Raw genomic sequence first — 12063 nt, forward strand, 5'->3', positions numbered from 1 at the left:
CCAAAAAACGTGTTGGAAAATCGCTGCATCACTTCACCTGTTTTGTTTTTTTAAGTGTGAGTGCGTGTAACTGATTGGAGCCGACTATAAACCCGACTGCCAAATAATCTCAATATATAATTTTACATCCCATATTTTGGGATTTAATCGGCAAATCTCGTACAGGGCTTTCCTGGTATATCGACCCGAATCGACAACACCGCGCCGTCCAGCGGATGGTTGAGCGGGCTCGCAGCGCTGGTGATGTAGAGGGTTTTCAGGTCGGCGCCGCCGAAGACACAACTGGTCGGGCGACTGACTGGCAATTCGATGATGCGATCGACATACCCATCCGGTGTCAGCCGGATCAGGCAGCTGCCGTCCCAGCGCGCGTTCCAGATATAACCTCTGGCATCCATCGCCGAGCCGTCGGGGCCGCCACGTTGATGCGGGCCGAACCAGACCAGCGCGGGATCGAGGCCGCCGTCGGTGCGGATGAAATGCTGGTAGAGCGTGCCATCCAGGCTGTCGGCGAAATAAAGCGTGGTGGCGTCATCGCTCCACAACAACGTGTTGGGAATGCCCAAACCGCGCAGCAGCGGCGTGACCCGGGCATCGCGGTCGATACGAAACAAGCCGCCGGAACGCCGCACAACGGGCAGGTCTTCGCCATTTTCGCCGATGTTGTTTTGCATGGTGCCGAGCCAGAGTCGCCCCTGGGTATCGCAACGGGCTTCGTTGCCGCGATTGCCCGGCTGCGGGTCCGCGACGCAGAACAAGGTCAGCCGTGGCTCAAGGCCTGGTGAATCCAGATCGAGCCGATACACGCCACTGCTCAACGTCACCAGCGCATCGCCGCTTTCGCAGGGAATGAAAGCCGACACGTGCTCGGGCATCTGCCAGATCTGCACGTTGGCACCGATCAGGCGCAGCGCCTGTTTACCGGCGATATCCACCCAATAGAGGGCCTGCGTCGGCGCATCCCAGAACGGGCCTTCGCCGAGGCGTGCCCGGTGTCCGGTGACTGCGTTCCACTCCATGAAACCTCCTGCGTTGTTCTTGTTTGTAGGAGCGAGCTTGCTCGCGATGGACGTCAACGGTAACGCGTGTCCGCTGCATAAACGCGCTGCCTTGAAGTTTTTCGCGAGCAGGCTCGCTCCTACAGGGTTCTATGTTTTTAGCCGGCTTTTTTGTCGGCCATGACTTTCGGGTAGAAACGTTTGATGGCCAGGTCGGCGTTGTCGATCAGCGTCATGCAGGCCCACACACCGCGCGCCGCGTCGCGGGCGGCGATGGCGTCGGCCATGTCTTTGTGTATCGGCAGCGTGCGGCGCAGTTCGTCCGGATCGGCGGCGGAGACTTCAAAAGACACCGCCAGCAACGCGCCGAGGGCCGGGACCATTTGTTCGATGAATTGATTGTGGCTGGCCGCGAGGATGCACTCGTGGAAGAACTGGTCGGCGCGGTTGTAATCGATGCCGCTGTGCACCGCCCGCTCCAGCGCGTTATAGGCCTGAAGCACCGCCTGCACCTGCTCGACGGTCGCTCGCTCGCAGGCCCAGCGCACGGCCATCGGCTCGATGGTGCGGCGTAAATCGAGGAGGTCGTCGACGAAGTTTTCCGGCAGGCCGCTGCGGGACAGCCAGCCGACGACTTGCGGATCGAAGAGGTTCCAGCGCCGCACCGGCAATACCCGCGTGCCGACCTTCGGCCCGACTTCGAGCATGCCTTTGGCGACCAGGGTTTTGATGGCTTCGCGGATGACAGTGCGACTGACGCCGAGCTGCTCGCCCAGGTCAGCCTCAACCTTTAGGGTTTCGCCGGGTTTTACCTGGCCCGCCGCAATCCAGCAACCCAGCCAATCGACCGTCGATGCGTGAAAACTGCTGGACATGGGCACCTCGATGCAGGGACGGCACAATGCCGTTCGCGATGGTTGCCCACGCTAATCATCATACGATTGGGTGTCAATTTGATTTTGAAGCTGAGTAGCGAGATCGCGTTATCGTTCTTCGCGGGCAAGCCTCGCTCCTACAGGTGCCGGCGAACTCTGTAGGAGCGAGGCTTGCCCGCGAAGGCGTCAGCACTGACGACTCAAGGCTCGAGACCGATGGGGAAGAAGATGCCGCCACTCCATACACCAAGCCAACGCTGCCCATCGACTTCACGAGTCACCGCCAGCTCCACCAATTGGTAAAACACATTGCGATGAATCAGCGCTTCGAGATTGGTGCGCACATGCACGTAAGGCGCAGGCTCTTGTGTCACCGGATCAATCACCACGCGGATCGCATGGTCGGCACCGGCCTCGGCGGTTTCATCCACATGGGTGGTGAAGCGCAAGACCTGGGCTTCACCCTCGCCTTCAACATCCACGGCAATCGCCACGAACGGAGCATCGTCAACCTTGATGCCGACTTTCTCGACCGGGGTGATGAGGAAATAATCATCGCCGTCGCGGCGAATGATGGTGGAGAACAGTTTGACCATCGGCTTGCGCCCGATCGGCGTGCCCAGGTAATACCAGGTGCCGTCGCGGGCGATGCGCATGTCGATGTCGCCGCAGAAGTCGGGATTCCACAAGTGGACCGGTGGCAAGCCTTGGGTCTTGGGGATTTGCCCCAACAGGTCGTTGGCTTTTTGCGGGCCACTCATGGCGTTCTCCTTGGAATTACTGGTCGCTGAACCCCAGCAGGCTGCGCGCGTATTGCCGCAGCGGCGGGCCCATCAGGTCTTCAGGTTTTTTGTCGTAGAACGTCAGTAAACCGCCACGACTCTTGATACGTGCAGTATCAATCAAATACTGGGTGCTGGTCTCGATCAACATGATCTGAATCACGCCAGAGTCGATACCGAGACGATCCACGGCTTCCTGATCGAGCCATTCGTCCGTGTTGCCGATACGGTCGTCAGTCTTGGCGAAACGGGTGTAGAGCAGGTAATGCGCACCGACCGCACGGGCTTCGCCCATGGCCTGGTCGAGGCCTTCCGGCGTGCGTGCACGGCGGACCATCGGGAAGTATTCGATAAAACCGTCGAAGGCGACTTCGGCGATCACGTTAGGTCGCGGGTAGACCGCACTGCCCGGCGGCACAAAGGCGCCTTGGGCGATATAGACGAACGAATCCGGCTGAATGCGCAGGTTGTGCACGCGGCGGCTGTCGCTGTGGTCAAGCAGCCCCACGTCGCTCATGTGGTAGCGAGCTTCTTCAGCCATATCGCTGACATTCATGCAGCCACCAAGCGCCAAAACGGCCAGCAGCAAAACCAGGCTACGCATCCTACCCTCCAGAGGCCGGTGACGGAAAACCGGCGAATGGCCATGGGATGCAGCTTCCGCGCCAGCTCCAGAACGTCGTTGCCTGTTCGAACGCATTCGCGGGCAAGCCTCGCTCCTACAGGTTTATGTCGTTCACAAAATTGTGCCAACAACCATCCTGTAGGAGCGAGGCTTGCCCGCGAAGAGGCCGGTTCAGCCGCCGATGATTTTCATGACGGTCGCACCACCGGAAAATGCCACTTCCTGCTTGTCACCCAAGGCCTTCACCAAGAGTCGCTGCAAAGCCGGCAATGCCTGATGACGCGGTTTGTCCAGCAGATCGCCGACATAGTGACGATTGCTCGACGACAGGCAGCCATGCAGCCACCCGGTTGAAGACAGGCGAAGCCGCGAACAGGTTCGACAGAACGGAACACTTTCGTTGGCGATTACCCCGAAATAGCCCTGCCCCGGAATTTCATAGCGCACCGCCGTGGCGTCAACCGGCGCATCGGCCTGGAGATACTCATAGCGATCACCGATCAAGCTCAGCAGTTGCTGAAGGCTGACGAATTGTTGCAGGAATGCGTTGTTGTCGCTGGCCAGGTGGCCCATGCGCATCAGTTCGATGAAGCGCAACTCGTAACCGCGTTCCAGGCAATAATCGAGCAACGGCATCACCTGATCGAGGTTCTGCCCGCGCAACGGCACCATGTTGACCTTGATCTTCATGCCGGCGGCGCTGGCCTGGTCCATGCCATCGAGCACAGTCGCCAGATCGCCGCCGCGAGCAATGCTGCGGAATGCGCCGGCATCCAGGGTATCGAGGGAAACGTTGATGCGACGAATGCCGGCATCGACCAGCAGGGGCAGTTTTTTCGCCAGCAATTGACCATTGGTGGTCAGGCTGATGTCTTGCAGGCCCATCTGCCCGACAGCGGTCATGAAGGCTTCGAGTTTGGGGCTGACCAACGGCTCACCGCCGGTGATGCGCAGCCGTTCGATCCCCGCCGCCTCGATCAAGTAGGCAACGCCGCGTGCCATGGCCTCAGCCGACAGTTCATCCTGTGCAGCGACCAGCCGCTTGCCGTTAGGCACGCAGTAGGTACACGCGTAATTGCAGGCGGAGGTCAGGCTGATTCGCAGATTACGAAAACGCCTGCCTTGACGGTCAACGATCATGGTCACTCCGGCACAAGGAATTCGGACGACGTAAAACTTGACTCACAAATCAAGTTTTAGCAAGTCCCATGCCTGAGTATATTACTGAGGTACTGCGCCATATAGCGAAATCATGGCGCAATAAGGCAACTGAATGACTCAGCTACTCGGCGTGTCGGTGTCGCGCTTGCGCTTGTTGCCCATGCGCACGCCGATGTCCATCAGGAACTGGAAGAAGCCTTCCTGATCTTCCAGCACATTGCTCCAGAACGGCGAGTGATACAGCGCCACGGCGCCGTGCACCAGCGCCCAGGATGCGCAGTAATGGAAGTAAGGCGGCACGTCTTCAAGCTTGCCTTCGCTGATCCGGCCCTTGATCAGCAGGGTCAGGCGTTCGAAGTTCGAGGCGCGAATCTTGTGCAGCTCCTCGATCATCTCCGGCACCTGGTTGCCCTTGACCACCTTTTCTTCCAGGCGATCGAACAAGCGGTAACGTTGCGGATCGCGCATGCGGAATTCGAAGTAGGCCCGGGACAGCGCTTCCTTGTCCTTGTCGACATCGGCCGAATGCAACAGCTCGTTCAAATCGCGCTCGTAATCGAGCATCAGGCGCAGGTAGATCTCCGCCTTGGATTTGAAGTGCTTGTAGATTGTGCCTTTGCCGATACCGACGGCATCAGCAATCATCTCGACGGTGACACTGTCTTCACCTTGGTCGAGGAACAGCTTGAGCGCGGTATCGAGAATTTCTTGCTCACGGCGACGAAATTCACGGACCTTACGAGGTTCTTTATGCATAAGAAAAGGTCTGTCGGGGTCAAAATTCGAAGCCGCGTATTATGCCTAACTTGCGGCAAAATGCACGGATCATCCTTCCATATCTGTGTTTCTAGATGAATTCTGTCAGCACCAGCTTTTAATGAGAACTCTTCCGAAGCGCCTGTATTCCAAAATTGTTTAAAAACCTGGGCCGGTAAACTGGACTCAGCGCAATACTGATCAATACTTCAACTGTCGGCGGGGCATCTCCCCCAAGTGCCGCGTCGATATTGGTACCAACGGACCGCGTACCATTGTTTTACTCCTAATGGTCTTAACCCGGATTCACCCCCCAGAACCCGGGTTTTTTTTGCCTGCGATTTAACCTTTCACATGCGCCAGCGGGAACAGTCGCTTGAAGTTCTCGGTCGTCTGCGCGGCAAATCGCTCGTAGGATTCACCGCGTAGCATTGCCAGAAACTCTGCCACTTCCCGCACATATTGCGGCAGGTTCGGCTTGCCGCGATAAGGGATCGGCGCCAGGTACGGCGAGTCGGTTTCCACCAGCAATCGGTCGGCGGGCACTTTACTGGCCACGTCACGCAGCGCATCGGCGTTGCGGAAAGTGACGATGCCCGACAGGGAAATGTAGTAACCCATGTCCAGCGCCGCTTTGGCCATGTCCCAATCTTCGGTAAAGCAATGCAAAACGCCGGCCTGGGGCAACGCGGCCTCGCGCAGCAGGTTCAGCGTGTCCGCCCGGGCACCGCGCGTGTGAATGATCACCGGTTTGCCGGTCTGCTGCGCGGCTTGCAGGTGCAGGCGAAACGATTCCTGCTGCAACTCCGCCGCTTCAGGTTCGTAGTGGTAATCCAGGCCGGTTTCACCAATCGCGACCACACGCGGGTGGTTGAGCTCCTGCAGCAGCCAGTCCAGCGCTGGCGCAGCGCCCGGTTGCACGTCCAACGGGTGCACGCCGACCGAACAGTCGACATCGTCATAACGTTCGGCCAGGGCTTTGACGTCTGCGGCGTTGTCGACACTGACGCCGATACACAGAAAGTGCCCTACCCCGCGCTGGCGGGCCGCATCGAGTGCGGCATCCAGCGAGCCGTCATGGGCGGCGAGGTCAAGGCGATCAAGGTGACAATGGGAATCTACGAGCATAAAAAGGGCTGCAACTTACATCGTATGAGTGGGACGGTCGGACTTCAGGGCTCCGGCCAGGTGGGTTTCGATTCGACTGCGCGCGGTGTCGTCACCGTCGTTGAACTGCACGCCGACGCCGGCGGCCCGGTTGCCTTGCGCGCCTTTGGGGGTGATCCAGGCAACCTTGCCAGCGACCGGAATTTTCTCCGGCTCGTCCATCAGGTTCAGCAGCATGAATACCTCATCGCCCAACTTGTAGCTCTTGTTGGTCGGGATAAACAGGCCACCGTTCTTGATGAAGGGCATGTAGGCCGCGTAGAGCACGGAGCTGTCCTTGATGGTCAGGGACAAAATGCCGTTGCGCGGCCCCGGATTGACGGCTTCATTCATGCTGACCTCCGCTGCTGATGTTCAGAGGATAGGCCCAGTCGGTCACTTCTGGGTAGGCAATGACGCCCATTGCACCAGCAACGCTTCAAGCAACAGCACCCGATTGAGGTTGGCCTTGCTCATGACTTTCTGACGCTGGGCGAGGATCCAGTCCTGAATGTTCAGGACTTTGTCCTGAGCGCTTTTCTGCGCCAGATATTGAATCACCTTGCGCATATCGGCCAATCCCAGCCCGTCTTCATCCTGAGTCAGCTGATACCGCAGGATCAGGCTCGACCAGTCGCAGAACCAGTCAAACAGCAACAACAGCGGAATCGCGTTCCAGCCTTCGGCCAGTTGTGTCGGCGATTGCTGCTGCTTGAGCAACTTCTTCACACCGTCGACCACCAGCGCCCGCTGTTCGCGCACACCCTGGGCCTGCAAATTCACCGCCGCCAGCGGTGAGCCGGCGGCCAGGGTCAGCAGCTCGACGCGCTCTTCTTCCGAGCTGTCCGGTAACGCCTTGGCCAGCCACGCAAGGCTCATGGCCTCGCTTGGCAGTGGACAGGCTTGCTGCACGCAGCGGCTTTTGATGGTGGGCAACAGTCGACTGGTCTGGTGACTGACCAGTAACAGCACCGTATCGCCGGACGGCTCTTCAAGGCTTTTGAGCAAGGCGTTAGCGGCGTTGATGTTCATCGACTCGACCGGCTCGATCAACACTACTTTGCGCCCGCCCATCTGCGCGGTCTGGACCACGAAGCTGACCAGCTCGCGGACCTGATCGACCTTGATCGCCTTGTCGGCTTCTTCCGGTTCGAGGATGTAGTTGTCAGGGTGACTGCCGGCTTTGAGCAGCAGGCAGGATTTGCATTCACCGCAAGCGTCCTGTGCGGTCGGGCGCTGGCACAGCAGGCTGGCCATCAGGCGCTCGGCCAGCGCTCGCTTGCCGATCCCGGCCGGGCCGTGCAGCAGATAGGCGTGCGCATGTTGTTTGCGACCTGCCAACTGCTGCCAGAGGCTGTCCTGCCACGGATAGGCTTCAGCCACGGGTCAACTCCAGCAGACGCGGCAACAAGGCGTCCAGCGACTGTTGAACCTGCGCCAGCGGCTGGGCGGCGTCGACCAGCACATATCGCGCCGGGTCGGCTTTAGCGCGTTTGAGGAACGCACTGCGCACCGCATCGAAAAACGTCCGGCCTTCGAGCTCGAAGCGATCCAGACGACCGCGAGCGCTGGCGCGGGCCAGACCCACTTCCACGGGCAAATCGAAAATCAGCGTCAGGTCCGGGCGCAACTCGCCCTGAACGAAGCTTTCCAGCGTAGCGATGCGTTCCAGCGACAAACCGCGACCGCCGCCCTGATAGGCGTAGGTCGAGTCAGTAAAGCGATCGCACAACACCACCGCGCCACGGGCCAGCGCCGGGCGGATCACGCCGGCCAGATGCTGGGCGCGCGCGGCAAACACCAGCAACAGCTCGGTGTCGGGGTCCATGGCCTCCTCGACCGGCGCCAACAGCACCTCGCGGATCTTCTCGGCCAAAGGCGTGCCGCCCGGCTCGCGGGTCAGCACCACTTCGATACCGGCGGCGCGCAGGCGCTCGGCGAGGTATTCGCGATTGGTACTCTTGCCGGCGCCTTCGGGGCCTTCCAGGGTAATAAACAAGCCAGTCACAGGCAGTCCTTAGTCAGAATCATTGCGGGCTTTGCGGCGCGGTTGCATCCGATTCGGGCGCGGGTGCAGCAGCGGGCTCTTTAGCAGGTTCTTGAGTCGTTTCTTGAACCGGCTCTGGTGGCGTCACTGGTGCCAACGCCTCCGGGGCCGGGTCAGGCGAAGCCGCCGGGATCGGAGCCTGCTCATTCGTCGCCTCTGGCGCGGTGACCGGCGCCGGGCTGGAGCGGTAATCGGCGCGACGCTTGAGCTGAAATTCACGCACCGCGCTGTTGTGAGCATCCAGATCATCGGAGAACACGTGGCTGCCATCGCCGCGCGCGACAAAGTACAGACTGTTGCCGGCCACCGGGTTGAGTGCCGCATGGATCGCTTCGCGGCCGACCATCGCAATCGGTGTCGGCGGCAAGCCAGAGATCACGTAGGTATTGTAAGGGGTCGCTTCCTTGAGATGGGCGCGGGTCAACTTGCCGTTGTAGCGATCACCGAGGCCGTAGATCACGGTCGGATCGGTCTGCAACAGCATGCCCATTTCCATGCGCCGCACGAACACGCCAGCGATCTGTCCACGCTCTTGCGGTACGCCGGTTTCCTTTTCCACCAGCGAGGCCATGATCAGCGCCTGATAGGGTTCGGTGTATGGCACGTCAGCCGCGCGCTGCCCCCACTCCTTGGCAAGGACTTCGTCGAGGCGGTCGTAGGCTTTTTTCAGCAGCTCGACGTCCGTCATGCCACGCACGAAACGGTAGGTGTCCGGGAAGAATCGCCCTTCCGGGAAGATCCCGGCGTGACCGAGCTTGTCCATCACTTCGCTATCGCTCAAGCCGTTCAGCGTCTGCTCAAGTTTTTCATCCTTGGCCAGCGCGGCACGCACTTGATGGAAATTCCAGCCTTCGACCAGCGTCAGACTGTACTGCACCATTTCCCCGCGTTTCCACAGGTCGATCAGGTTTTCCACCGTCATGCCGGGCTGCATGCGGTACTCACCTTTGTGCAACGGTTGCCCGGCCAGGTTGAAGCGCCAGTACACACGCAACCAGAAAGCGTCCTTGATGACGCCATCGGCTTCGAGTCGATAGAAAGTGCGGGTGGGTGTCGTGCCTTTGGGCACTTCCAGGAGTTGTTCCTGGGTAATGTTCAGCGGCTGTTCCAGCGCCGAATGAATCTTCCAGGCCGAAGCGCCCAGACACAGCCCTGCCAGAACCAGTCCGGTTTCCAGCAGCAGCAAGAATTTACGTCTCACGTATCAAGCATCCAGTAGCGCGCGGGCAATGGTTTGGAGTTTACGGGTGAGCGGCCCAACCGGCCAGCTCAGAGCTGCATAGGCGCGCACCGGCCAAACGCCATACACGCTGTTGCAGATAAAGACCTCATCAGCCCATTGCAGCTGTTCGAGGGTGATGTCGGTGATTTGCGTGGGAATCCCCAGCGACTCGGCTTGAAACAATAATTCGGCGCGCATCACGCCGGCCACACCGCAGCGCTTGAGATCGGCAGTGATCAACACGCCATCGCGGACCAGGAACAGATTACTGAACACACCTTCGATCACCCGCCCGGCCTGATCGAGCATCAAGCCTTCGGCATGCTCGGTGTCTTGCCATTCGGAACGGGCGATGACTTGCTCAAGACGGTTCAGGTGTTTGAGCCCGGCGAGCAAGGGTTGTCTGGACAGTCGTGTGGCGCAAGGAAACAGGCGAACGCCCTGCTCCGCATGTACAGCAGGATAAGCGGCAGGCGGGTTGCCCTGAAGAATGCGTCGGGCCTGGGCCGCAGGGTCAGGCGCGTAACCGCGCAGGCTGTCGCCGCGGGTGAGGATGAGTTTGAGCACGCCCTCGCCCAGTGCTGCGGCGTAGGCCAGCAGCTCGCTGCGGATCAGCGCGTGATCGGCCGTGATCGCCAGGCGTGAACAGCCTTGCGCCAGGCGCGACAGATGCCGGTCCAGCAACAGCGGCTGCCCGCTCCGCACGGCAATGGTCTCGAACAGACCATCACCGTAAGCCAGGCCGCGATCCTTCAGCGACAGAGCGTCAGCCGGCTGACCGTCGACCCAGCTGTCCATCAGTCAGCGAACCGGCGGAACACCAGCGAGCCGTTGGTACCGCCAAACCCGAAGGAGTTGGACAGGACCACATCGATGTCCATGTTGCGCGCGGTGTGCGGCACGAAGTCCAGGTCGCAGCCTTCGTCCGGCTCGTCGAGGTTGATGGTCGGCGGTGCCACCTGGCTATTGATCGCCAGCACACTGAAGATTGCCTCGACTGCGCCCGCCGCACCCAACAGGTGACCGGTCATGGACTTGGTCGAGCTGACCGCCAGCTTGTAGGCGTGATCGCCGAACACCGACTTGATCGCGCAGGCCTCAGCAAGGTCGCCGGCCGAAGTCGACGTACCGTGGGCGTTGATGTACTGGACTTGATCGCTATTGATCTTCGCATCGCGCAGGGCGTTGGAAATGCAACGAGCAGCACCCGCACCGTCAGCCGGCGGCGACGTCATGTGGTAGGCATCGCCACTGGTGCCAAAGCCGATCAGCTCGGCGTAGATGGTCGCGCCGCGAGCCTTGGCGTGTTCCAGCTCTTCAAGCACCAGCGCACCGGCACCGTCGGACAGGACGAAGCCGTCACGGCCCTTGTCCCATGGACGGCTGGCGCGGGTCGGCTCGTCGTTGCGGGTCGACAGCGCGCGGGAGGCACCGAAGCCGCCCATGCCCAGACCGCAAGCGGCCATCTCGGCGCCGCCGGCAATCATCACGTCGGCTTCGTCGTACATGATGTTGCGGGCTGCCATGCCGATGCAGTGCGTACCGGTGGTGCACGCGGTGGCGATGGCGTAGTTAGGTCCCTGTGCACCCAGGTGGATCGACAGGAAACCGGAAATCATATTGATGATCGAGCCAGGCACGAAAAACGGAGAGATCCGTCGTGGGCCGGAATCATGCAGCGTGCGGCTGGTTTCTTCGATATTGGTCAGACCGCCAATACCCGAACCCATGGCCACGCCGATGCGCTCACGGTTGGCGTCGGTGACTTCAAGACCGGCGTTACGCACCGCCTGAAAACCTGCGGCCAGACCGTACTGAATGAACAGGTCGAGCTTGCGAGCTTCCTTGACCGACAGATATTCCTCGACATTGAAGCCCTTTACCGAGCCGCCAAAACGGGTGGAATAGGCAGAAAGGTCGGTGTGTTCGATCAGACCAATGCCACTACGGCCAGCCAGAATGCCCTGCCAACTGCTCGGCACATCCGTGCCCAGTGGCGACAACATACCCATACCGGTGACTACGACGCGTCTACGCGACACAGCACTCTCCTTTTTCAAATGACGACTTTGCATCAGGCCTAAAGAAAAAACCGCACGCCATGATGGCAGTGCGGTTTTTCCATGACAGCAAGCAACGATTACAAACTATTACGCCTGGTGGCTAGTAACGTAGTCGATTGCAGCTTGTACAGTAGTGATCTTCTCAGCTTCTTCGTCAGGGATTTCGGTCTCGAATTCCTCTTCCAGAGCCATCACCAGCTCAACGGTGTCAAGGGAGTCGGCACCCAGGTCTTCAACGAAGGAAGCAGTGTTGACCACTTCTTCTTCTTTAACGCCCAGTTGCTCAGCAACGATTTTCTTGACGCGCTCTTCGATGGTGCTCATACCTTGTTTTCACTCCTAATGGACAAATTCAGGCAGCTGGCCAGTGGGTAAGTGTATAGAAAGA

At 59.8% G+C, this 12063-nt stretch carries 14 protein-coding genes; all 14 read right to left on the reverse strand.

Features of this window, described 5'->3' with window-relative positions; translation table 11 throughout:
- Nucleotides 1-143: 143 nt before the first annotated feature.
- The 14 genes from IB245_RS14290 to acpP all read right to left on the reverse strand — a co-directional run bounded on the left by IB245_RS14290 (nucleotide 144) and on the right by acpP (nucleotide 11999).
- Nucleotides 144-1019: an SMP-30/gluconolactonase/LRE family protein gene (locus tag IB245_RS14290; RefSeq protein WP_192227902.1), complete on the reverse strand. Its 876-nt coding sequence runs from the start codon at nucleotides 1017-1019 to the stop codon at nucleotides 144-146.
- Nucleotides 1020-1156: 137 nt separating this feature from the next.
- Nucleotides 1157-1873 carry a FadR/GntR family transcriptional regulator gene (locus IB245_RS14295; RefSeq protein ID WP_008031621.1) on the reverse strand — a complete coding sequence of 239 codons (717 nt, stop codon included), beginning with the start codon at nucleotides 1871-1873 and terminating at the stop codon, nucleotides 1157-1159.
- Between the two features lie 200 nt (nucleotides 1874-2073).
- A complete protein-coding gene (locus IB245_RS14300; protein WP_192227903.1) occupies nucleotides 2074-2634 on the reverse strand; it encodes a DUF1285 domain-containing protein in 561 nt (186 codons plus the stop codon).
- A 16-nt stretch (nucleotides 2635-2650) separates the two neighbouring features.
- Complete coding sequence (locus tag IB245_RS14305; protein ID WP_008040882.1) at nucleotides 2651-3259, reverse strand: DUF4823 domain-containing protein; 609 nt, start codon at nucleotides 3257-3259, stop codon at nucleotides 2651-2653.
- 192 nt (nucleotides 3260-3451) lie between these two features.
- On the reverse strand, nucleotides 3452-4420 hold the full coding sequence (locus IB245_RS14310) for a GTP 3',8-cyclase MoaA (protein WP_150631722.1): 969 nt from the start codon (nucleotides 4418-4420) through the stop codon (nucleotides 3452-3454).
- A gap of 138 nt (nucleotides 4421-4558) precedes the next feature.
- On the reverse strand, nucleotides 4559-5197 hold the full coding sequence (locus tag IB245_RS14315; RefSeq protein ID WP_008031613.1) for a TetR/AcrR family transcriptional regulator: 639 nt from the start codon (nucleotides 5195-5197) through the stop codon (nucleotides 4559-4561).
- A gap of 342 nt (nucleotides 5198-5539) precedes the next feature.
- Complete coding sequence (locus tag IB245_RS14320) at nucleotides 5540-6325, reverse strand: TatD family hydrolase (RefSeq protein WP_008040884.1); 786 nt, start codon at nucleotides 6323-6325, stop codon at nucleotides 5540-5542.
- Nucleotides 6326-6340: 15 nt separating this feature from the next.
- The gene (locus IB245_RS14325; protein ID WP_192227904.1) at nucleotides 6341-6697 is read right to left on the reverse strand and encodes a PilZ domain-containing protein; all 357 of its coding nucleotides are present in this window, start codon (nucleotides 6695-6697) and stop codon (nucleotides 6341-6343) included.
- 42 nt (nucleotides 6698-6739) lie between these two features.
- Nucleotides 6740-7726, reverse strand: a complete 987-nt coding sequence (locus IB245_RS14330; RefSeq protein WP_008031605.1) for a DNA polymerase III subunit delta' — start codon at nucleotides 7724-7726, stop codon at nucleotides 6740-6742.
- Nucleotides 7719-8351 (reverse strand): dTMP kinase, encoded by a 633-nt coding sequence (gene tmk / locus IB245_RS14335; protein WP_008040886.1) that lies wholly within the window; start codon nucleotides 8349-8351, stop codon nucleotides 7719-7721. Before tmk ends, IB245_RS14330 begins: the two co-directional genes overlap by 8 nt.
- Nucleotides 8352-8370: 19 nt before the next feature.
- The gene (gene mltG / locus IB245_RS14340) at nucleotides 8371-9591 is read right to left on the reverse strand and encodes an endolytic transglycosylase MltG (RefSeq protein WP_192227905.1); all 1221 of its coding nucleotides are present in this window, start codon (nucleotides 9589-9591) and stop codon (nucleotides 8371-8373) included.
- 3 nt (nucleotides 9592-9594) lie between these two features.
- Complete coding sequence (gene pabC, locus IB245_RS14345) at nucleotides 9595-10410, reverse strand: aminodeoxychorismate lyase (protein WP_192227906.1); 816 nt, start codon at nucleotides 10408-10410, stop codon at nucleotides 9595-9597.
- A complete protein-coding gene (fabF, locus tag IB245_RS14350) occupies nucleotides 10410-11654 on the reverse strand; it encodes a beta-ketoacyl-ACP synthase II (protein ID WP_008031595.1) in 1245 nt (414 codons plus the stop codon). The genes pabC and fabF overlap by 1 nt, the downstream gene beginning before the upstream one ends.
- 108 nt (nucleotides 11655-11762) lie before the next feature.
- Entirely contained in the window at nucleotides 11763-11999 is a 237-nt protein-coding gene (acpP, locus tag IB245_RS14355; protein ID WP_003175607.1) for an acyl carrier protein, read from the reverse strand.
- Nucleotides 12000-12063: the final 64 nt, after the last annotated feature.

Source organism: Pseudomonas sp. PDM02, assembly GCF_014852285.1.
In the GTDB taxonomy this organism is placed as follows: domain Bacteria; phylum Pseudomonadota; class Gammaproteobacteria; order Pseudomonadales; family Pseudomonadaceae; genus Aquipseudomonas; species Aquipseudomonas migulae.